We start from the raw sequence: 22,114 nt of genomic DNA, 5'->3' as shown, positions 1-22,114 counted from the left end.
TCCAGTCGCAGCACAGCGATTTTCGGTTTCTGGCCAGAACGCGCCGCACGGCCTTGCCGTGCAGCATCACTTCGCGCGCCGGCCGAATCTCCCGTCAGGCCGTAATTGGCACGGCAAGACAGGCATGGAAGCGGTCGGTCAGCGCGGCGCGATCGAGATCGCGTCCGATGAATACAATGCGGCATGAGCGTGGTTCAGCGCCCCACACCTGCGCCGCGCGAAGTTCGATCACGTTGTGCACGCCTTGCAGCACATAGCGGTGCGACTGGCCTTGCAAAGCGAGAATGCCTTTCATACGGAACAGGTTGGTGGCGTCGGACCTGCGCAGTTCGGTGAGCCAGACTTGCAGGGCGTCGAGATCGATGTCGGCATCGACTTCGATGCCGACCGAGGACACGCTCTCGTCGTGCTGGTGGTCGTCGTGATCGTCGTCATGATGGGCGTGTTCATGATCGTGGTGTGCTGCGTGCTCGTCATGCTCGTTGTGGTGATGCGTGTGGCCGTGCTCTTCTTCCTGCAAGCCATCCGTCTCCACGAGAATCTGCGAGAACTCATTTGCACCGACACCGAGAATCCTGTCGAGATCGATCTGGGCGTAGCTCGATTCGACGATCTCCGCCGTGGCGTTCAAGCCGCGAATGCGCTGCGTCAGCGAGGCAACATCTGCCACGCTCACCAGATCGACCTTATTGATCACGATACGGTCCGCGCAGACGATCTGATCGACCGCCTGGTTATCGCTGCCGTCGAGCACCAGATCGTCCAGATGCGCGGCGATGTGCTTGGCGTCCACCATTGTGACGACCGCGTCCAACGTTACCTGCTTCGCGATCGGATCGTCGAGGAAGAAAGTCTGCGCAACGGGATACGGATCGGCAAGCCCACTCGTTTCGACGATGATGTGATCGAGCCGGTCCGGCCGTTCCACCAGCATGCGCACGATCCGCACCAGGTCTTCGCGCACTGCGCCGACGCAGCAGACGCAGCCATTGGTCATTTCGTAGATCTCTTCGGTCGATTCGAGTACGAGACCACCGTCGATGCCGATCTCGCCGAACTCGTTTTCGATTACCGCGATTTTGCGGCCGTGCTTCTCACGAAGAATGTAGTTGAGCAGCGTTGTTTTGCCGGCGCCGAGAAAGCCGGTCAGCACCGTGACGGGGATTTTCTCGATTTCGTTGTGGGTGGTGTGAATGTGATTCATGACTCATCTCCGTTTCTTCGGTCGTGCTGCGGTTCGTGCGGTTCTACTCGTGCGTCTTTACTTGTCAGGCGATATGCGGTGCGTGTGTTTGCGTTTCCACTTCGGTTGATATGTCCTGCTCCCGCCAGCGTTTGACGGTGCCCGCTTCGAGACCGAACAGATCGAGTACACGGCCAAGCGTGTGATCGATCATCTGGTCGAGTGAAACCGGGCGCGCGTAAAACGCCGGCACGGGCGGAGCGACGATCGCGCCCATTTCGGTGACGGCGATCATGTTGCGCAGATGCGCCAGCGTATAAGGCGTCTCGCGTGCCAGCAGCACCAGAGGGCGGCGCTCTTTCAACGTGACGTCGGCGGCGCGCGAGATCAGGCTGGACGACATGCCGCTGGCAATTTCGGCAAGCGTCTTCATCGAACACGGCGCGACGATCATGCCCAGCGAGCGGAACGAGCCGCTGGAGATCGCCGCGGCCATGTCGTCGCAACGGTAGGTGAAGCTGGCGAGGGCACTGACTTCGGCGAACTTGTAGTCGGTTTCGTGCGTCATGGTCAGCAGGGCGCTGCGCGAAACGGTCAGATGCGTTTCGATGCCGAGTTCACGCAGCAGTTGCAGCAGACGCACGCCGTACGTGAAACCGGACGCACCGCTGATGCCGACAACGAGTCGCCGCGGGGTCATGGTCGGGCTCCGGCGCTGGCGCGGGCCAGGATATCGACGGCGTGTTGCATGGCGCTCTCGCTGATCTTCGCGCGGATGCCGTCGAAGTGGGAACCGCGCGTCGCATCGATGCCCATGCGCGACGTGGTGCCCGCCGCGGACGAAGACGGGTCGAGCGGACTGCCCGGCAAACCGTCGACGATAAATATGTCCTGATGCGGCTGGAAATGCGTGGCGATGGCCCACAGCACTTGCGAATCGTTGGTGATGTCGATGTCGCTATCCACCGCCACCACGTTCTTCAAATACGGGTCCCAGCCGAGCAGCGCGAGCATGATCTGACGTGCTTCGCCGTCGCGCGATTGATTCAGTGCGACGTAGCAGTGAAAGTGCGTGCCCGAGTTCGGGTAGTGCAGTGCGGTAACGGCAGGAAAGCGCGCCTTCAGCTTCTCGCTCATTTCCGCTTCGCGCGGCAAGCGGGCCAGCGTCAGATGCTCGGCGTACGGACCACCGACGACATCGACAAGCCATGCATCGTTACGCCGCATCATCGTGTCGACGCGCAGCACGTTGTTGGTCGAGCGGTCCGATGAATAGCCCGTGAATTCGCCGAACGGACCTTCTTCTGCATGAGCGTCGGGATCGATCGTGCCTTCCAGCACAAACTCGGCGGAAGCGGGCACGCCGATTCCATATCGCGGTGTGCGGACCAGTTGCAGCGGCGCACCGAATAATCCCCCTGCAATGGCGCGCTCATCTGTGCCGAAAGGCACCCGCGCCGCAGCGGCCAGCATGAACAACGGATGCGCGCCGATCACCATCGCGACCTTCAAGGTGTCGCCGCGCGCTTTGGCGGTTTGCAGCATGCGCCAGAGATGGCCGCGCGAATGCAGGCTGGTTGCGAGCGCGTTGCGGGCATGCCGCATCGAACGGTGATAGCTCAGGTTCGCCACGCCCGTCACGGGGTCTTCGGCGACGATTACCGCGTTGGTGATGTAGGGACCACGATCGGTATCGAAGTGGCGGATCATCGGCAGTTGCGCGAGATCGACGGCGTCGCCTTCGATAACCTGGTCGAGAACCGGACCGGTCGGCACGAAAACCGGCGCGATGGGTGCATTCGCACGCTGCTGGTAGGCGTCGAACAAGCCAGACGCATCGACGTCGAACAAGCGGCCAATACGCGTGCGTGAAGCGAAGAAATTGGTGACCAGCGGTGTCGCGATACCGTCGACCTTTTCGCAGATCAACATGTCATGCCGTCCGCGTGAGGCCAATTCGGCCACGATAGCGGTGACGTCCTGATCCGCCGCCACCGGTTGCTGAATAGTCAATACGTCGTCGGGAAACTGCTCGCGATACGCATGAGCAAAGCGATGAAAATCCTGCGTGGCGCGGAAGAGGTTATCCGCCATAGTGAACTCCGTCGAAAGCGATAACGAAAGCGGACTGTCGGGACCGGCAGGCGCGGTGTGAGCCGCGCCTGCCTTACAGCAAGCGCTAAACGCGTCAGGCAGGCTGCGTTACGTCATTCACGTAGGTCGCCTTCAAGCGCTTTTCCGCTTCAGCCAGATCCTTCGGCGGCTTGGTGGGTTCGATGCCGACCAGGCGGGCGATGTTGTTGCCCATGTAGTCTTCGAGACCGTCTTCGTCCAGATCCATACCTTGCGGCGCCGGTCCACACAACATTTCGAGCTCGCGCAGCCACATGCCCGGCTCATTCGGTGGCGAATCGGTACCGAACACGATCTTGTTGCGCGGCAGTTCACGAGCGAATTCGACGATGCGCGACTGATAGCACCAGCCCGATTCGCAATACACGTTCGGTGTATCCATCGCCATCCAGAACGCTTCGAACGAGTAGTTACCGCCCGTTTGAATCCCGAAGTGACCGATGATGAAGTTCACCATCGGGAACTCGCGGATGATTGGATAGAACTGCGTCGGAATCGTGTACGGTCCGTCGCCGGTGTGAATCAGCACCACCACGCCGAGCTCCGCACACTTCTTCATTGCCGGGCGCAGCCAGTCGAGCGCGCGATCCGGCCGATAGCCGTGCATGTTCGCGTGCAGCTTGAGCATCTTGAAGCCGTACTCCTTCACGTGGAATTCGAGTTCGGCCGCGCCGTTCTCCGGGCCCCAGCGCGGGTTGTACGTGAAGTTGCCGATAAACCGATCCGGGTACTTCTGCGTCAGCTCGGCGATATACGACATGTAATCGCGAATGCCTTCACGGCCGCGGCGATTGCCGTCGCGATAGCCGGTGTTGCCCGGCGGCGGCTGAATGAAGCCCATGTCGATGCGGCGCGGCTTGCCGTTGATGATGTACGGACCGTCCATCATCTTCAGCATGCGTTCGCCGGTGAACGGCTCGCCGGTGTGGCGCCACGCTTCGTCGACGAGATTGGTCGGGTGCAGATGGGTATCGATGATCATCAGCGGGCTCCTGCGTAGGCTGCTTGTGATGCCTGGGCGGCGTGTTTGTGCGACGCGCCGGCATGGTGTTTCAGATAGGCTTGCGCTTCTTCGACGCTTCGCGGCGGCGCGCTCGGCTCGATGCCGATCATGCGGGCGAGGTTGTTGCCGAGATAATCCTCGAGCGTGTCTTCGTCGAGATTCAGGCCTTGCGGCGGTTCGTGACACAACACTTCGAGCAATCGCAGCCACATGCCGGGTTCGTTCGGCGGCGTGTCCGAGCCGTAGAGAATCTTGTGGGTCGGCAGCACCTTCGCGAATTCCACGATCCGCGATTGCAGGCACCAGCTCGATTCGCAATACACGTTCGGTGTATCGAGCGCCATTTGATACGGCTCGAAGCAATACACGCCACCGGTCTGCACACCGAAGTGCGCCATGATGAAATTCACCGACGGGAATTCGCGGATCAGCGGGTACCATTCGCTCGGAATGCTGTACGGCCCGTCGCCGGTGTGCAGCTTCACGAGCAGGCCCAGGTCCGCGCATTTACGCAATGCGGGCCGCAGCCAGTCGAGCGCGCGGTCGGGACGATAGGCGTGCATATTGGCCTGCAGCTGCACCATCTTGAAGCCGTGTTCCTTCGCGTAGAACTCGATTGCTTCGGCGCCGTTCTCCGGGCCGCAACGCGGGTTGTAGACGAAGCAACCGATCAGACGGTCCGGGTACTTCTGCGTCATTTCGACGGTGTACGCCATGTAGTCGTCGATCGACTCGCGTCCCGTGCGGTTGCCGTCGGTCCACGTATAGATCGTGTTGCCTTGCGGCGGCTGAATGAATGCCTTGTCGATGCGGCGCGGCTTGCCGTTGATGAGGTACGGCCCGTCCATCGTTGCGATCAGACGCTCACCGGTAAATGGCTCGCCGTCGTGGCGCCAGGCGAGGTCGACCAGATTGGTCGGATAACAGCTGGTGTCGATGATCATGTACTCGATCTCCTTGAGAGGAACTGGTGTATCCAGTTGCCGGATCGCGGGCAGGCGCATCGATGGAACGGAGCCCAGACGGGCTTGCCCATGCGGCCCTTTGCAAGGCGCCATTTTTGAGCGCCTTCCCCTCGCCGGCATCGAGTGTCACACTGATGTGCACTGCTGCTTGCGATGCAGTCTCACAAGATAAAAACGCTCTGTACAATATTTTTTAACCACGATCTTGATACGTTTGCGATATGGACATCCGGCTGTTGCGTTACTTCGCGGTACTTGCCGACGAACTGCATTTCGGCCGGGCAGCCGCGCGGCTGCACATTTCGCAGCCACCTCTCAGTCAGCAGATTCGTATCCTTGAAGAGGAGATGGGCACTGCGTTGTTCATGCGCTCGCAGCACCGTGTCGAACTCACTGATGCAGGGAAAACACTTAAAGAGCAGGTGCCGCTGATCTTCGCGCAGTTCGAACGCGCGATCGATCTGACGCGTTGCGCGGGACGCGGTGAGGTGGGCAGTCTCGAGATCGGCATCATCAGCTCGGCGATGGTCGAGCCGATTCCGCGTGCGCTACGGGTATTTGCGGAGAAACATCCGCAGGTGCAGTGGACGCTGCATGAGATGACACCCGCTGCGCAGATTCTCGCGCTCAAGGAGCGGCGCCTCGATGTGTGCTTTTTCCGGGTGTCGCACGAGGACCCGGAAATTCGCAGTGAAGTGGTGATGCGCGAATCGGCGGTGGTGGCGCTGCCGTTAGGGCATCGGCTTGCCGCGCGTGAGGAGATCGCGTTGAGGGAGTTGGAGACCGAGCGGTTTGTGTCGTTCGGTTTGCGGCAGTCGCAGCTTGCGCGCTTTCTGCAGGACTGTTGTGTCGAGGCAGGGTTTACACCGCAGATAGAACAGGAGGTGGTCGAGGTGCATACGCTGCTGTGTCTGGTGCGCGAGGGCCTGGGCGTGGCGCTGCTGCCTTCCTCGGCTCGGCAATTGACGACCGGCGGCGTCGCCTTCGTGTCGCTGGCAGCACCTCGTCCGGAGGTGTCGTTGCATGCGCGCTATCGTGCTGAGGATGCGTCGCCGGTGCTTTCGCTGTTTCTTGACACGATGCGCGAGGTGGCCACCAGCATGGACATGAATGCGCAGAGCGGCTGAGCTTAACGCTAGTGCGCGCCGACCGCCTGCGCGACCAGCTCGCGAATCACATCGATTAACGGCGCGACGCGTTCAGCTTTCTCGCGCGGCCATACGGCATACAGGTTGTAATGCGTCGGAATTTCCACCTGGGTGAGTTCGACCAGATTCCCCGCGCGTCGCGCGTCCGCTGCGAGCAGGCCGCGCGCCAGGCCGGCACCTACACCCGCGCTGGCGGCTGCAATCAGCCCTGCTGCGTTGTCGAACACGGCGACGGCATCCGGTTCGACCGCCGGCAAGCCTGCCGCGGTGAGCCACGGAATCCACGAGCGTTTCGTGTAGCCGAGCAAGGGTAAATCGAGCACCTGTTCCGGCGTGAGCGGCAGGCCCAGCCCGCGCGCCTGAAGCAGCGCGGGCGAACCCACGGCAGTCAATCGATCGCCGCAGATCAGCGCGTTTTCGAAGCCATCCCATTCCCCATACCCGTACCGCAGCGCGATATCCACGCGGTCGAACGCGCTGCGCTCGTAGCGCGGCGTGGACAGCACGGTGAGCGACGTACCGCTCAATGCGCCGAGCAACGTGGGCAAGCGCGCCACCAGCCAACTCTGCGCAAGTTCGGGATCGACATCGAGCGTGATCGACTGCTTGACCATGCGCTCCTTCACCGACGACAACGCGCGATCGATCTGCTCGAAACCATCCGCCAGCTGGTTGGCGAACAGCACGCCCGCATCCGTGAGCACCACGCGGCCGCTCTCGCGCACGAACAGGGGTTGCCCGACGAACTCCTCGAGCGTGCGGATCTGCTGGCTGATCGCGCTGTGCGTGAGCGACAACTGGCGCGCCGCGCTCGAAAAGCTGCCGACGCGCGCCGCTTGCAGAAAGGCCTGCATCGACTGAATGGAAGGGTAGCGCTTCAACATGGGTGTTAGCCGGACTTACGGGTGATGGAAGAAATCGTCGCTGGCGTTGTGTTTAACGGCTTTCAATAATGACCGCAAGCACCCGGCCCTGGCGGCACGTACTCCACGCTGCCTCACGCCGCGCTGCACAACAACATTCAGGAGACACGCATGATCGAGATCGTGGTCAACGACACGCAGCACTCGCTCGACAATGTACCGGAAGACATGCCCCTGTTGTGGGTGTTGCGCGACCGGCTCAAATTGACAGGTACGAAATTCGGCTGTGGCGGCGGGTTTTGCGGCGCGTGTACGGTGCATCTGGAAGGCGAGGCCGTGCGCTCCTGTTTGTTGCCGATTGCCGCGGTGGCGGGCAAGCGCATCACGACGAACGAGGGATTGTCGAAAGACGGTACACATCCGCTGCAACTCGCGTGGGTGGCAGAGGACGTGCCGCAATGCGGCTACTGTCAATCCGGTCAGTTGATGCAGGCGGCCTCGTTTCTGAAGGATAAGCCGACTGTCAACGATGAAACGATTGCCACGGCGATGTCCGGCAATATCTGCCGCTGCGGGACCTACTCGCGGATCAGGAAGGCGATCAAGCGTGCGGCTTCGGGCGATGCGGCATTGGCGTCGGTTGCGCCGGCGTGCGCATTAGTCTGCTCCCCTACCTCCGCCTCCGCTAACGAGGAGGTTTGACATGCACAACGATAAACAGGCGCTGAAAGATGCGCATGGTGCCGCACGCCGACGCTTCATCAAACAAAGCTCGGCGTTGTTGGCCTCGGGTCTCGCTATCGGGTTTCAATTGCCTGAAGCATTTGCCGCGGATGCGAACGCGAGCGGCGACCCGAAACCTCAACCCGGCGAATTCGAACCGAACGCGTGGGTGCGTGTACTGCCCGACGATACGATCAAGCTTGTGGTTCATAAGCACGATTCGGGCACGGGTACGCGAACCGCGCTGGCTGCCGTGGTTGCGGAAGAACTCGATGTCGATCCGTTTCGCGTGGAGGTGATCACGCCGGAGAATCCGTTCTTCGGCGACTATATTCATCCGCTGTGGAAGGTGTTTTCGACAGGTGGCAGCACGAGCGTCTCGCTTGAATACGAGCGCTTGCGGCGTGCCGGCGCGACCGCGCGTGCGATGTTGATTGGTGCTGCTGCGAAACAATGGAATGTGGCGCCGTCTTCCTGTTCGACGGAGAACGGTTTTGTTGTCGATAAGGCCAGCGGTAAGCGCGCGAACTATGGCTCGCTGGCGAGTGTGGCAGCGCAGTTGCCCGCGCCGAAAGATGTCGTGTTGAAAGACCCGTCGCAGTTCAAATACATCGGCAAACTGCAGAAAAAGCGTGGTGCCGATCTGAAAGCGAGAGGGGCGTTTCCGTACAGCATCGACGTGTCGTTGCCGGACATGCTGGTGGCGGTTGTCACGCGTGCACCGGTGATCGATGCACGCGTGCGGAGTGTTGATGCGAAGGCCGCGTTAGCCGTGCCGGGCGTGCGGCAGGTGTTGCAGATTCCTGGCCGTCCTGATCTTCTCGGCGGCAACCAGGCGGGCGTCGCCGTGTTGGCCGATGATTACTGGTCGGCGCATCAAGGTCAGGCTGCGCTGAAGGTTGAGTGGGAAGACAGTCCGCTGGAGACCTTCGACAGTAGTACGCTCGCCGCGCGTCAGGCTGCGTGGCTCGATGATCCTGTCGCGCATGTTGTGCCGACGATTCAAACCGGTGACGCGAAGACGGCATGGCCACATGGCGCGCGGGTGATCGAGGCGTCCTATTCGATGCCCTATAAGGCGCAAAACGCGCTTGAACCGATCAATGTCACTGCCTGGGCTAAAGACGGCCACATTGAGTACTGGGGTGGGTTGCAAGTGCCTTCAACGGTGCAGGAAGCGGCTGAGGTGATTGGTGGGATTCCTGCTGAACGCGTTGTGCTGCATGAGCTTGTGTCGGGCGGCAGCTTCGGTTCGCGTGAATCGAAGTATTGGCTATTCGAAGTGACATGGCTTGCGTTGAAAGTCGGCAAGCCGGTCAAGCTGATGAACAGCCGCGAAGATGAAATGCGTGCGCTCTTTTATCACTCGGCGAGTTATCACCGCGCCAAGGCCGCTTTTGATGCGCATGGCAACCTCACTACATTGCAGTTGCGCGCGGTGATGCCCGCTTCGCCGGAACAATGGGAGCCGGGTTATTTCGATCGTCCGGACCGGATGGATTACAGCACTACCGAAGCGATCAGCAAGTATGAGTTCGCTTACGATGCGCCGCACGTGGATATTGGTTGGGTGCGTCATGAAACCGGTGTGCCGACAGGTTGGTATCGCGCGGTGAGTTATATCCCGAACGTGTTCGCGGTGGAATCTTTCATGGATGAAGCCGCGCATGCCGCGCAGCGCGATCCGATTGAGTTCCGGCTTGCGTATATGAAGGACCCGCGGCATAAGGCGGTGTTGCGCGAGGCGGCGCAGCGGGCTGGGTGGGGAAAGGCGCTGCCGGCTGGTACGGCGTTGGGTATTGCGACGAATCAGGCGTATAGCAGCTATGTTGCCGTCGTAGCGCGAGTTGTTAGGAAGGGTGACGCGGTTGTGGTGGAGAAGCTGACCTGTGTGGCGGATTGCGGGCTGGCCGTGTCGCCGGGTGGGGTTGAAGAACAACTGTATGGCGGGCTGATGTGGGGGCTAGGACACGCGACGGCGGATCGCATCGATATTCGGCATGGGCAGGTGGAGCAGAAAAACTTTGATTCGTATCGCGTGATGCGGATGAGTGATATGCCGGAGGTGGATATTCTGATCGTGCAGGGGGATCCCGCGAAACCTGGCGGCGTGGGGGAGTTATCGAGTCCTTCGGTGGCGCCGGCGGTGGCTAATGCGGTGTTCAGGTTGACGGGGAAGAGGGTTAGAGATACGCCGTTTGATCTTGAGAAGATCGGGACGCTTGGGAAGGCCGGCGGGAAAGTGAAGGTTTGAGTGGACAGTGGTGGGGCGCTCAGGTGGTGGCGTTGCGGGTCGCCTTCCTGACATTCGCATATAGCGTCCCCCTCTATGTCAAACAGAATCAGTGTTCGCAGATGTTGACCCGTTCCGCGAGGAAATCCAGAAAAGCTCGCGCTCTCATGGGCAGGTAGCCACCTTGTCCGACGAAGACGGCATGGACTTCTTCAACATCGTTTGGATTGAATGCTTCGAGCACTGGCGACAGGCGGCCGGCAGCAATGTCTTCCCGAACCTGGAAGGCGGCAAGGCGCGCCAGGCCCAACCCGGCGAGCGCCAGACGATGCAAGGCTTCACCGTCACTGGCTTGGGCGTTTCCAGTTACGGGAAGCACCGCATCCGTACCTTCGTGCCGCAGGGGCCAGCCGGGCTGGGCGCGCACGTAGTTCGCCCCGAGGAGGTTGTGCCGGCGCAGCTCATCTGGCGTGGAGGGTGTGCCGTGACGCGCCAGGTAGCCGGGTGCTCCGACAATGACCATGCGTGTCTGACCGAGCTTGCGTGCCATGAGGCTGGAACTTTTGAGTGGGCCTGCACGAACCGCCACGTCGGTACGCTGCTCCAGAATGTCGATGACCTCATCGGTCAGCACGATGTCCAGTGTGACATCGGGATAGCGCTCCAGGAATTCCGGCGCAAGCGGTAGCAGGAAGTGGTGTCCGAACGGCACGTTCGCGTTCACCCGCAGTCTGCCCCTGGGCGTGATGTGTGCGCTGGCGCAACGCTCCGCTTCGTCCAGATCGGCCAGCACACGCCTGCCGCGCTCATAAAAAGCGCAGCCTTCGGGAGTAAGTAGAAGCTGCCGCGTGGATCGGTTGATCAGCCGCGTTCCAAGGCGTTGTTCCATGCGTCCGACCAGCTTGCTGACGGCAGATGGCGTCATCCCGCAGACACGGGCAGCCGCCGAGAAACCGCCCAGCTCAATTACACGGACGAACACTTCCAGTTCGCCAGATCGGTTGACCTCAAGACGAGCCATGTCGGCCTCCTAGGTGAATTCAACTCACAAATATTTTTACTGGGGACAGTCTATTCGATATTCGTCGTTGAATTCATCATTGACGCTCATGCCGCCATTGAATTCACTGATATGAAAAAACTCTCCAGGCCATCGACATGCGCCGTGTTGGCCTTCGCGCTTACGGCCGGCGCAATTGTTCCTGCTGGCCGCGCCAACGCCGCCGATTCCAACTGGGTAGCCAGTTGGACCGCCAGTCCGCAGCCGGTATGGGACGCGGATTTCCTGTTTCCCACCAACGTTCCTGCCGCGCTACATGACCAGACGGTGCGTCAGGTGGCTCGTGTCAGTCTGGGAGGGCCGCGCGTGCGCATCGTGTTGTCCAATGCCTTTGGAAAGCAGCCGGTCACCGTGGGTAAGGCCACGATCGGGCTGCCGGCCGCGGGCGGCGCCGTGTTCGCCGACAGCCTGCACACCGCCACCTTTGGCGGGCAAAAAATTGCGACGATCCTGCCTGGCGCGTCGTTGGTCAGCGACCCTGTTGCGTTGTCCGTGCCCGCGCTTGGGCAGGTCGCGGTGAGCGTGTATTTGCCGGAAGAAACGCCGATGTCCACCTTCCATTGGGATGGTCGTCAAACCGGCTGGATCGCTTCCAACGACCAGACTGCTGCCGCGAAACTGGACGAATCCGGTCCTCATTTTGAGCACACTACAGCGCGCCCGCTGCTGACCGGGATTCTCGTCGAGGCCACACCAACCACGCGCACGATCGCGGTCATCGGCGATTCCATCACGGACGGCGCCACGGCCAGCCTGGACAACGACAGCCGGTGGCCTGATTTCCTCGCCGCGCGATTGGCGCCGCATGGGGTGGCGGTCATCAATGCAGGTATCTCCGGCGCGCGCCTGTTGTCTGATGGCATGGGCGTCAACGCGTTGGCGCGGTTCGACCGGGATGCTCTCGCCCAGCCGGGTGTGCAGAGCGTCATTGTGATGCTGGGGATCAACGACATTTCCTGGCCAGGGACGGCCTTTGCGCCAACCAGTTCGCGTCCGGCGCTGGACGCGCTCACGGCGGGCTATCGCCAACTGATCGAGCAAGCCCATAACCGTGGCGTGCGCGTGATTGGCGCGACGCTCACGCCCTTCGAAGGCGCGTTGCCCGGCACACCGCTGGATAACTACTACCAGCCCGCCAAGGAGGCTTTGCGTCAGCAGGTGAACGAGTGGATTCGTCACAGCGGCGCATTCGATGCCGTCATCGACTTTGATGCGGCACTACGCGATCCCGCTCATCCGACCCGCATCGGCACGCTTTTCGATTCCGGCGATCACCTGCATCCGGGCGACGAAGGCAACCGCGTAATGGCCGAGACCGTCGATCTGGAAGTCTTGCTGTCCGGCAGCGGCCGCACCCACTCACAGGAGCGCTGAATCGTGTTGTTCACGCCTTACCGTATGGGCAACCTGGAGTTGCCCAATCGTATTGTCATGCCGCCCATGACCCGCTCACGTGCAGGTGCCGGTAATGTGCCCACTGCATTGATGGCCGAGTATTACGCGCAGCGCGCCACGGCCGGGCTGATCGCTGACCCCGCAGCCGGATCGCCCTGAGCGCCAGTGCCCGCCTCGCTTTGCGGCCGGTGGGCGCCGCAAAGCGCAAGCGGCTCTTCCCTCGTGCGGCCAGAAAAGAGGCAGCCGTGTACGTCCGGTCGGCTATCATGCCTATCCTCTCCGAAGTAGCTCCTTATGATTTCCGTCCGTAATGTCACCCTGCGCCGCGGCGTCAATGTCGTACTCGACCGCGCGTCCGTCACCTTCACCCCCGGCGAAAAGATTGGCCTTGTCGGCCGCAATGGCGCCGGCAAATCATCTTTCTTCGGCCTTCTCAACGGCACGTTGCACGAAGATGGCGGCGAGTTCTCGATTCCCGCTGCATGGAAAATGGGCCAGGTCGCGCAGGAGATGCCGGAGACCGAACAAAGTGCGACCGACTTCGTCATCGACGGTGACACCATACTGCTGGCCGCGCAGGCCGAAGTAGCCGCCGCTGAGGCCAGCGACGACGGCATGCGCATGGCGCACGCCTACATGGCCCTGCACGACGCCGGCGCGCATGATGCCCCCGCGCGTGCCCAGGCGCTGATCCTGGGCCTGGGCTTCAGTGCCGCGCAGCTCGACCAGCCGGTCAACAGTTTCTCCGGCGGCTGGCGCATGCGACTGCAACTGGCGCGCGCGCTCATGTGCCCGTCCGATCTGCTTTTGCTCGACGAACCGACCAATCACCTGGATCTGGACGCGTTGGTCTGGCTGGAAGCGTGGCTCAAGCGCTACGAAGGAACCATGGTCGTGATCAGCCACGACCGCGAATTCCTCGACGCGGTGACGCAGGTGACCGTGCACGTCGACAACGCCAAGCTGGTGCGTTATGGCGGCAACTACAGCAAGTTCGAAGAGATGCGCGCCGAGCAACTCGTGTTGCAGCAGGCCGCGGTGGCCAGGCAGGCGGACAAGATCGCCCACCTGCAGAAGTTCATCGACCGTTTCAAGGCCAAGGCCTCGAAGGCGAAGCAGGCGCAGAGCCGGGTCAAGGCGCTCGAACGCATGGAGAAGATCGCACCGGTGCTTGCCGACGCGGAGTTCACCTTCGAGTTCAAGGAGCCGCTCAACGTCCCGAACCCGCTTTTGTCGATGCTGGACGCGAGCTTCGGCTATCCCGCGCCGACCGACGCAGCGCCGGACACGCCGCCAACGGTCATTGTGCGGGGCATCAACCGCTCCGTGCTGGCTGGGCAGCGCATCGGCATTCTCGGTGCCAACGGTCAGGGCAAGTCGACGCTGGTGAAGACGGTGGCGCACGAGCTGGCGCCGATTGCCGGCGAAATCAGCGAAGGCAAAGGCCTGAACATCGGCTACTTCGCACAGCAGGAGCTCGACGTACTGCGTCCCCTCGACACGCCGCTGGAACACATGATCCGCCTTGCCAAGGACACGCCTGCGCACCTGCGTGCCCCCGGTCAGAGCGGCACGGAACAATCGCTTCGTACCTTCCTCGGCACCTTCAACTTCAGTGGCGACATGGTCCATCAGGCGGTCGGCACGATGAGCGGCGGCGAAAAGGCGCGGCTCGTGTTGTGCATGATCGTGTGGCAGCGCCCCAACCTGCTGCTGCTCGACGAGCCTACCAACCACCTCGACCTGGCCACACGCGAAGCGCTAGGCATGGCACTCAACGAATTCGAAGGCACAGTGTTGCTGGTCAGTCACGACCGGTCCCTGCTGCGCGCGGTATGTGACGAGTTCTGGCTCGTTACCAAGGGTGGCGTCGAGCCCTTCGACGGCGATCTGGACGACTACCAGCAGTTCCTGCGCGAAGAAGCACGTCGTATGCGCGAGCAAGCTGCCGGGGAGCAGAAGGCCGTCGCCTGAATTAACTCCGTGGCAGTTGCAGTTCGGAAGCTGCGATAGCGCTCGCATCACGAGGAAGCAATGCCGAATTAATCAAGACGCCTAAGCCCCGCCGACTGGGCGCACCAGAATCAGTTCGATACGTTGGTGAGCTCTGTCTATAGCGGGACTCCGCGCAGGGAGAGCGCCTCATCCCCACCAGGCAGGCCTAGCGAAACTCTACGATGGCCGCACTGGCATGCGGTAGCGACACCATGTAGACGCCATCCTTCGGATGCACTGTCGTGCTCTCCCTGGTACCGTGCAGGACGCCGTCCTGGACGCCTCCTGTAACCTTGAATGTCTGTCCGGCCAGCGTGACCTTGTCGTCGGCGGTGTAGTGCGTGTAGTCGCTCACCCGGTAGTCGTTGTTGGTGGCACGCAGGGCCGAGACCATGGCGTCACCATGCCGTGTCAGATGCAGTACGACATCGCCATCACCGGCCTGATCTTCTTCCTTGTTGATGAGCAGGACTCGAATCTTGCCGTGTTCGTCTGTCGTCGCATACGCCTTGATGTGGAGCGGCGTCGACAGGCTTACCGGAAGCAGCGCCGCCTTCGATTGCAGCATCTCATCAACAGTCAGCATGCCGTAATAAATCGGGTTGATCTGCGAGATCGTGTATTCGCTCTCGGGAAAGGTCCCCGTGTGACTGAAGCGGAACGGCGTGTAGTAGGCATTGGCGTTCGCGATCGTGAAGATATTGATGCCACTCACGCCGGCTTCTGCATAGCTCATTGCTTCGTCAAGCACCCACAGTGCGGACTGGAAGGTGTTGCTCACGCCGTCTTGTCCACCGCAGGCAACGGAGTTCACTTCTCCGATACGTACGTTCCCGCGGCCGGCACGGTTCAGGGCGGCAATGTAGCCGCCAATCCGGTTGGGACTCACGGTGGATGTCGGGTGGTTGATGGCGTCGCTTGAGAGCAGGTAGTCGGCCGGCACGACCTTGCCGTTGCAGTGGCTTCCGCCGTAGTAGTGCAGGTCGAGCATGCCCAGGTGTGCATGCTCGGACGCAATGAAATCGTCGAGGCTCTTCATGAAGCCGCCCGGATAGCCCGAGAAAACCGGTGCTGCCATCGGCACGCCGGTCCCTTTGCTCTCGATGGCTGCGACCGTCTGTTCGTACTGGACCTTGTACTTCGCATAGGTATATTTCGACCGGAAGTGCTCGGCGTTGTACAGATCGGGTTCGTTGCCGATCTCGTAGCTCAGCACACTGCCTTGTGGCAGCAGACTATGAAACGATTCCGCCTGGCTGGCCGCGATGCCGTTCTCATTGCCTTGCGCGTCGAAATTACCGAAGAAGTCGACACCCATGAAATATTTGACGCCATGCCGTGGGGATTGTGTGTCCCGGTAGAGATTCGACAGCGCTGGAAGATGATCGGAAATCGTCGTGGGGCCAAACGCTTCGTCATTCAGCTCCCGGATTTCCATGGGCCCGTTGCTGTAGGTCGACAGGTTCCCGAGAAGCTGCCGGAAATGCGGATTGGGCGACGTGCTGGTCCCCACCATGTAAGGCGTCTCGCTCAGGACCATCGACAATCCAAGGAAGGATGGCGCCACGGATTTCTTTCTGGCATTCGGATCGACGCTCACCGTAGCCGTCACCTTGGGTGCACCAGTTGAGGGCAGGCTCTGACTGGCCAAAGCACTGGACATGAGCCCTGAGAGCAGGGAAGTGGCCAGGATTATGCGCGTGATGTTCTGCATCGTTTGATCCTGATGGAGCGGAGCTGCGACGGCCCCGGACAAATCGGACAACCCAGACCGTCGCCGCTCTTGGGAAAAGAGCGGGCGATGGCGCACTTGCGCAGCTTGTCGTGATGCCATGCTTCGATGGACGCTCTTGCATTGAGGTGCGATCGGTCTGCTTGACCGCTCGCACTCACGTGCGGAATGCATCGGGTCCCGGATAGGCTGTCATCTGGTCGACAGACGAGCAGGCCATAGTGCAGGATCCGCTTAGATAAAACGGCGGAACCTCGATCCTCGTTGACAATGAATTGTCATCGGGGATCGAGAGTGGTGGCTGGAGTCGTCATGCCACGGCGTGGCCTTTCCAGGAGCCTTCATCCTGCCTGCATCAGCCCTATTTTTTCTTTCGTTTATATTCCGGACTTCTGATGATTGGCGCGAAAACGGCAGTCTCCATGGCCGGGTTCTGCGGTTTCTCAACTGTTCTAGTGTCGGCTTTACTTATCAATCTGCCGCACCTATGCTGCACGGAAGGCGCTTCGGCGCTAACAACAAGTGGTGCCCGAAAGTCGGTGGGGTCGATCATGGCGCCGTCAACTTCAGTATCGAGGTCACGACTTACCACGGTCCGCGTCTCCCAGACGGTGCGTCACCCGCAAGGCATCCGACTGCGGAGCCCGTTATGTCCACTGTCTCAGTGTCACCGCAAGTGCGTCACTTTCCGGTTCCGGCTTCTTCGTTCGGAATCGTCCTCGCAATTCTGGGTCTTTTTCTCGCCACGCTAAGACTCCTGTTGCGTGGCAAGCTGTTTATGAAATAAACGAGACCATTGATGGTCACACGAAGGATGTTTCCATGAAGATGCGAGCGCTCGTCCTCGATCGCTACAACGGTCCACTTGAACTTACCGAACTTGACGTGCCGGCACCGGCGCAAGGAGAGGTGCGAGTCCGTATCAAGGCAAGTGGTCTGAATCCACTGGACACGAAGATTCGAGCAGGCACGGCAGATCACGCAAGGCATCCGTTGCCCCTGATACTCGGGATAGACATGGCAGGCGTGGTCGACGAGGTTGGACCCGGCGTCACCGCCTTCAAAGTGGGCGATGCAGTGTACGGAATGACGGGCGGTGTTGGCGGTATTCAAGGGTCGCTGGCCCAATACGCTTCGGTCGATGCGAGCCTTCTGGCACGCAAGCCGGCTAATCTGTCGTTCCGCGAGGCCGCTGCTTTGCCGCTGGCGTTCATTACCTCGTGGTCTGGCATCGTGGATCGCGCGCATTTGCAAGCGGGACAAACCGTGCTCGTGCAGGGCGGCGCAGGCGGTGTCGGCCATATATCCGTGCAAATCGCGCTGGCGCTCGGTGCGAACGTGTTCGCGACAGCCAGTGCTGCGAATCAGGAGGTGGTCGCGCGTTTTGGTGCAACGTCAATTGACTACTCCGCGCAGACAGTCGAACAGTATGTGGAGTCTTGCACGCGTGGGAAGGGCTTCGACCTCGTCGTCGATACCGTTGGCGGCGCGACGCTCGACGCGTGCTTCCAGGCAGTGAAGCACTTCGGACACGTGGTCAGTGCGCTCGGATGGGGCACACACGCGCTTGCGCCTCTTTCCTTCCGCGAGGCGAGCTATTCAGGGGTTTTTACACTTTATCCTCTCTTGAGCGGACAGAACCGGGCACACCACGGCGAGATGCTGGAGCAGGCCACCCGCCTGGTTGAAGCAGGGAAATTGACGCCGCGTCTCGATCCGGGCCGCTTCGATCTCAGTTCCGCGGAGTCCGCTTACGCATTGATGGTTGGCGGAGCCGCCGAGGGGAAAGTGGTGGTGGATGTGTCTTGATGAGGTGTCCGTCAAACATCGAAACGTGCACGTCACGGGACATCGACATGCACGTTGTTGTTCGCGGTGGATCCGTCTTGGCGCAATTGATTGAAGGTACGGGTGCTTTTTAACTCTGAACCAGTTGCGACTTCGACAACCAATTGGTCGTGCAGGTCGAGCGTGTGAGATTAAAATAGCCCATGGCAACGTCTTCAGGATCGTTCGCCTGTCGGACCGGATTCGGCCATGAAGAGACGGTCGACTGCAGTACCAGGATCCTCAACAATCGGAGTGCTAGTGCGCGTGCGGCTACACACGGCAAGGGCACAATCGATGATGAAAAAGAACATCCCGAAGGCTGTGACAGAAGACGCATCCGGAACACGCAACCGCAAAACGATGCGGTCGTCACACGCGAATCGCAGTTGTCCCACCACTGCTCAATCGCCAAGCTGTTGCATCAGCTTGGGTACGAGGCGACGCCGCATTATTTCTGAAGAAGCTGCAATCATTGGTACGTAGCCCGGCCGACGAAATATTCGTGGCCACCTTGCATCACAAAGTTGTTGGTAGTGTCAGCGTACACGCGCTTCCGCTGGTCCTCGCAGCCGGATATCTGGGACGGATTACCAGCATGGTCGTCGACGAGAACCACCGGGGAGGCAGTGTCGGCAGTGCCATGATTGCGGCTGTGGAACGGTGGTTTAACATGGTTGGATGCGTGAAGTTGGAAGTGACGGGCGGCGATGGCCAACCCGACGCCCATCGCTTCTCTGAAAGACACGGCTTCCTGCGAGCCGGACAGAGGCTCGCCAAAGAGAGCATGCTGTAGGCTGTCGGTCGAACCATGCGTCGTCTAGACTCGTCTTAGCTTTCCCAATGACCCTTATGAACTCATTGCTGACCATTCGAACGGCACGGCGCGCAGACGCTGATGCCCTCCAGTCGTTGTATCGTCAGTTGGTCAACGACGAGAACGTCAATCCAACGGAGTCACAAATTCAGATTCTCGAAGAAGATGCTCGCACTCAGCTGCTGGTCTGCGAGATTGAGGGCCATGTTCGGGGCACTGTTTTGATCTGTCTTTGTTCAGATGCCATGTATGCCGGACAGCCTTTTGCGGTAGTGGAGAATCTCGTCGTTGATCTGGAATTCCGGGGAAATGGAGTTGGGCGGGCGCTCCTACGTGAGGTCGAGCAATTTTGCCTGTCACGGAACTGCTCAAAAATGATGCTTCTTAGCTCAGCGTCTCGCGTCCGCGCACACCGATTCTTCGAGCAAGTCGGTTTCAGTGGTGACCGAAAACGTGGGTTTATCAAATACCGCCGCCAGTTCGGCCAAGCGGCCTGAAGTTCGTCGTCGCTCGTCGGCCAGGAACGGTCGTTTAAGCAGGTGCGGCCCGGTCGCTCGAGGCGCCGTTGCCAGCACTTGAGCCGGCGCTCTCACTTTTTGTCGCTGGCCGGAAGCAGGAATTTTATGCGTAGCTTACCGCCACCATGACAGGTTCAAATTACCACTGCGAAAGCCACGAACCTCGATTAGAGCTCAATGGCGGAGTATCTGCTGAAGCGTCATGGGAAAGCAGTCAGCTCGCTAGTACGCCCACGCGTTCTGTTGAAACAACTCCACTTCGTTCGGAGCGACGACCTCCGGCGTGTCGCTCGCCTCTTTGACCACGATCTTTGATACATTCAGCGCGGCATTGAGATCTGCTGAACTTATCCACGAATTGTTCCAGAGATCTATGGTCTCGCCGTTCACAATCTTGCAAATGGGTTCGTCGCTTACGTACTCGACGCCGACGCTTTTGGGCTTCGTCACTCGCTGAAGCCAGATCTGGAGATACCCGTTGTATGGCACCTTGCTCATCTTCTGGTAAACCTTGTTCCAAAGTCGGTTTTTCTCATCAGTGCTCTGGAACGAAATGAGATGGCTCAAGATACCTGCGATCGCTGGAAATGTTTGTGGCGAAAGCACCGCGATGTCCGTTGCGATGGCGACCTGAACTTCCAAATCATCGGGTTCGACTTTTTGTTGAATCACCCTTGTATGTAGTTCTCCGGATAGACGACGGAGCGCGCCGCTGTTGGGATATCGCTTGCCGAACGAATGAAGACGAAGTAGCTGCTTCTGTATGGTCTTCGCATTCGTGTCACCCAAATCGGCGAGGTCAATCCCGGCCAGCTTGTCCGGCTTGATTGAACCTTCTATCACGTTTGTGCTTATGAAAGTTTTCGACACGCCAAGACGCATCCCGACACACCTGAGTTCGTCGCTAACTATCTTAAGAATTTCTTCCGCCCGTACGTCGCTGTTCGTGAAAATTCGGTAGTCGTCTCGGTATCGTAGAATGCGGAAATCGTCGGTTTCTTTCAGTTTTTTTGTGATTAATTCGTCGACGTAGCCAAGCACCAGCTCAGCAATGAAATCCATTAGAACGGACCCTTGCGAAATGCCATTGGTCTGTCCGTATCGACCTGCACGGATGAGGGTATCTATCTGATCGCCGAGCAGGCTGCCCTTGGGTTTTGTCGTCTTCGCCGTTTCGAGTCCATGCAGCGCCCAAGCGATACTATGAGTGTAGAGGGAGCCGTAACAATCCGTCACGTCGGTGTGAAGGACATGACTGAACTCCAGTGAATAGCGAAGGGACCTCTGTTCGACTTCTTGCCACCATTTCTTCACCTGAGTTGCCTGATCTGATTGATGGTCGACAGATATTACCGGCGCGCTGCAGCAAGTGACGCACGCTTCGTCGAACGACGCAAACCGTTTCGTAATCGTTGACCAATTCCCCGACGAACATAAAAGATTGACGAGCGCGACGTAGATGGCGGGGTGCATCAGCTCGTAAGGGCGCCACGCGAAGCGCCCATCTTTGTTCGCGATGAAGCTGTAGTTCACGTCAGAAAGATGTTCGGGTTTGCTGCTCGCGAGGCTAGAGTAATTTCCGCCTTTTAAGACTGCGGCGACTCCTGCAAGAATAGGTTCAAAACTAAGATAACTAGGGAGATCACCATTGAAGTAGCTGCTGCCCTTCATGAAGTATTTGGCGGCATCTTCTGGACCCAGATCTGAAATCTTTTTCATCTTGTGTTCCAGACGTTATTTGGTGCAGCAACGTTGAAAGACCATTCTTGACTAGCCATCTGAAGGCGACGCTGCGGAATGGGGTCTCGTGATCGAAGTACCGGAACCCAAGGCTTTCGAGTCCGCGATAGGCTATTACTACCATCGAAACGAGCTTGAGCTGAGCAACTCGCCATCGCGGTGTCTGATTCGGTTGTTGCGTGAGCTCTCGACGCTTGCCTCCCACTCGAGAAACGGTAATATACCGAGAAATTTGTAGGCGCGCCTTGGTGCCTGTAGTCGCTAGGTCCGGCGCGGCACCTAGCAAGCTTCCTATCCCAAAGCGCGCGAGGGCAAGCGTGCTTCCTAAGATGCTCAAAACCTAAAAATGTCAACGAATACAACAGACGGAATATGGACATCATCGGAACAGTAAGCACCGCGATCACCTTGGCGAAGCGGTTGCGCGAAATTTCGAAGAACATCGAGGACGCTGAGTTCAAGAATCTACTCGCCGATCTCTCAAATGAGCTTGCAGACCTGAAACTCGAGGCTGCGATACTCAAAGAGCGCATCGTTTCGCTGCAGGAGGAGAATGCGCTGTTGAGTAAAACATCAGAGTCTCCGCACACGAAGCCGACGGGTCGAAAATGGGGGTGCTATCAGTTTGCGGAAGACGATGGGCTATATTGCCCTGCCTGCTGGGATTCCAAGCGAAAGAAGTCGTCTACTACGCGAGTCAATTCGCGGTTTAGACATTGTCCTGTTTGTAACGCGCCGATCGGTGCTTGATTTATCTGGACGCTGTGAGACCATCGGAT

Annotated in this window: 18 protein-coding genes and 1 pseudogene; 10 read left to right on the top strand and 9 right to left on the bottom strand. The window is 59.6% G+C overall.

From position 1 onward, the window contains the following. Positions 1-94: 94 nt before the first annotated feature. The 5 genes from BCY88_RS37510 to BCY88_RS37490 all read right to left on the bottom strand — a co-directional run bounded on the left by BCY88_RS37510 (position 95) and on the right by BCY88_RS37490 (position 5,263). Positions 95-1,204, bottom strand: a complete 1,110-nt coding sequence (locus tag BCY88_RS37510; protein WP_120349123.1) for a CobW family GTP-binding protein — start codon at positions 1,202-1,204, stop codon at positions 95-97. 64 nt (positions 1,205-1,268) lie between these two features. Further along, positions 1,269-1,883: a UbiX family flavin prenyltransferase gene (locus BCY88_RS37505; RefSeq protein WP_120349122.1), complete on the bottom strand. Its 615-nt coding sequence runs from the start codon at positions 1,881-1,883 to the stop codon at positions 1,269-1,271. Next, a complete protein-coding gene (locus tag BCY88_RS37500) occupies positions 1,880-3,277 on the bottom strand; it encodes a UbiD family decarboxylase (protein WP_120349121.1) in 1,398 nt (465 codons plus the stop codon). Before BCY88_RS37500 ends, BCY88_RS37505 begins: the two co-directional genes overlap by 4 nt. 94 nt (positions 3,278-3,371) lie before the next feature. Beyond that, on the bottom strand, positions 3,372-4,298 hold the full coding sequence (locus BCY88_RS37495; RefSeq protein WP_120349120.1) for an amidohydrolase family protein: 927 nt from the start codon (positions 4,296-4,298) through the stop codon (positions 3,372-3,374). Beyond that, on the bottom strand, positions 4,298-5,263 hold the full coding sequence (locus tag BCY88_RS37490) for an amidohydrolase family protein (protein WP_120349119.1): 966 nt from the start codon (positions 5,261-5,263) through the stop codon (positions 4,298-4,300). Before BCY88_RS37490 ends, BCY88_RS37495 begins: the two co-directional genes overlap by 1 nt. 242 nt (positions 5,264-5,505) lie before the next feature. On the opposite strand from BCY88_RS37490, the gene BCY88_RS37485 reads away from it, so the two are divergent. Continuing rightward, entirely contained in the window at positions 5,506-6,411 is a 906-nt protein-coding gene (locus BCY88_RS37485; RefSeq protein WP_120349118.1) for a LysR substrate-binding domain-containing protein, read from the top strand. Between the two features lie 8 nt (positions 6,412-6,419). Here BCY88_RS37485 and BCY88_RS37480 read toward each other — a convergent pair whose 3' ends face one another. Further along, positions 6,420-7,316 (bottom strand): LysR substrate-binding domain-containing protein, encoded by an 897-nt coding sequence (locus BCY88_RS37480; protein WP_120349117.1) that lies wholly within the window; start codon positions 7,314-7,316, stop codon positions 6,420-6,422. Between the two features lie 150 nt (positions 7,317-7,466). Between BCY88_RS37480 and BCY88_RS37475 the strand changes: the two genes are divergently transcribed. Continuing rightward, positions 7,467-7,997: a (2Fe-2S)-binding protein gene (locus BCY88_RS37475; protein ID WP_120349116.1), complete on the top strand. Its 531-nt coding sequence runs from the start codon at positions 7,467-7,469 to the stop codon at positions 7,995-7,997. A gap of 1 nt (position 7,998) precedes the next feature. Further along, on the top strand, positions 7,999-10,272 hold the full coding sequence (locus BCY88_RS37470) for a xanthine dehydrogenase family protein molybdopterin-binding subunit (protein ID WP_120349115.1): 2,274 nt from the start codon (positions 7,999-8,001) through the stop codon (positions 10,270-10,272). 88 nt (positions 10,273-10,360) lie between these two features. On the opposite strand, the gene BCY88_RS37465 is transcribed toward BCY88_RS37470, so the two are convergent. Next, positions 10,361-11,272, bottom strand: coding sequence for a LysR family transcriptional regulator (locus tag BCY88_RS37465; RefSeq protein ID WP_120349114.1), 912 nt, complete (start codon positions 11,270-11,272; stop codon positions 10,361-10,363). Positions 11,273-11,383: 111 nt separating this feature from the next. Here BCY88_RS37465 and BCY88_RS37460 point away from each other — a divergent pair, with 111 nt between their 5' ends. The 3 genes and pseudogenes from BCY88_RS37460 to BCY88_RS37450 all read left to right on the top strand — a co-directional run bounded on the left by BCY88_RS37460 (position 11,384) and on the right by BCY88_RS37450 (position 14,680). Beyond that, positions 11,384-12,685 (top strand): SGNH/GDSL hydrolase family protein, encoded by a 1,302-nt coding sequence (locus BCY88_RS37460; RefSeq protein WP_120349113.1) that lies wholly within the window; start codon positions 11,384-11,386, stop codon positions 12,683-12,685. 3 nt (positions 12,686-12,688) lie between these two features. Beyond that, a pseudogene (locus tag BCY88_RS37455) lies at positions 12,689-12,838 on the top strand (oxidoreductase); the annotation flags it as partial. 162 nt (positions 12,839-13,000) lie between these two features. Beyond that, positions 13,001-14,680, top strand: a complete 1,680-nt coding sequence (locus BCY88_RS37450; protein WP_120349112.1) for an ABC-F family ATP-binding cassette domain-containing protein — start codon at positions 13,001-13,003, stop codon at positions 14,678-14,680. A 187-nt stretch (positions 14,681-14,867) separates the two neighbouring features. On the opposite strand, the gene BCY88_RS37445 is transcribed toward BCY88_RS37450, so the two are convergent. Further along, entirely contained in the window at positions 14,868-16,415 is a 1,548-nt protein-coding gene (locus BCY88_RS37445; RefSeq protein ID WP_147408617.1) for a glycosyl hydrolase family 79 C-terminal domain-containing protein, read from the bottom strand. An 840-nt stretch (positions 16,416-17,255) separates the two neighbouring features. Here BCY88_RS37445 and BCY88_RS37440 point away from each other — a divergent pair. The 3 genes from BCY88_RS37440 to BCY88_RS37430 all read left to right on the top strand — a co-directional run bounded on the left by BCY88_RS37440 (position 17,256) and on the right by BCY88_RS37430 (position 19,574). After that, positions 17,256-18,242 (top strand): zinc-dependent alcohol dehydrogenase family protein, encoded by a 987-nt coding sequence (locus BCY88_RS37440; protein WP_120349110.1) that lies wholly within the window; start codon positions 17,256-17,258, stop codon positions 18,240-18,242. Positions 18,243-18,765: 523 nt separating this feature from the next. Beyond that, a complete protein-coding gene (locus tag BCY88_RS40645) occupies positions 18,766-19,056 on the top strand; it encodes a GNAT family N-acetyltransferase (protein WP_404935763.1) in 291 nt (96 codons plus the stop codon). 56 nt (positions 19,057-19,112) lie between these two features. Continuing rightward, a complete protein-coding gene (locus tag BCY88_RS37430; RefSeq protein WP_220669724.1) occupies positions 19,113-19,574 on the top strand; it encodes a GNAT family N-acetyltransferase in 462 nt (153 codons plus the stop codon). 243 nt (positions 19,575-19,817) lie between these two features. Here BCY88_RS37430 and BCY88_RS37425 read toward each other — a convergent pair whose 3' ends face one another. Further along, positions 19,818-21,314: an RNA-directed DNA polymerase gene (locus BCY88_RS37425; RefSeq protein ID WP_120349108.1), complete on the bottom strand. Its 1,497-nt coding sequence runs from the start codon at positions 21,312-21,314 to the stop codon at positions 19,818-19,820. A gap of 393 nt (positions 21,315-21,707) precedes the next feature. Between BCY88_RS37425 and BCY88_RS37420 the strand changes: the two genes are divergently transcribed. After that, positions 21,708-22,085: a hypothetical protein gene (locus BCY88_RS37420; protein WP_120349107.1), complete on the top strand. Its 378-nt coding sequence runs from the start codon at positions 21,708-21,710 to the stop codon at positions 22,083-22,085. The last annotated feature ends 29 nt before the right edge of the window (positions 22,086-22,114 follow it).

This window comes from Paraburkholderia fungorum, assembly GCF_003610895.1.
Taxonomy (GTDB): Bacteria; Pseudomonadota; Gammaproteobacteria; order Burkholderiales; family Burkholderiaceae; genus Paraburkholderia; species Paraburkholderia fungorum_B.
This window is presented reverse-complemented; position numbering and strand designations above follow the sequence as displayed.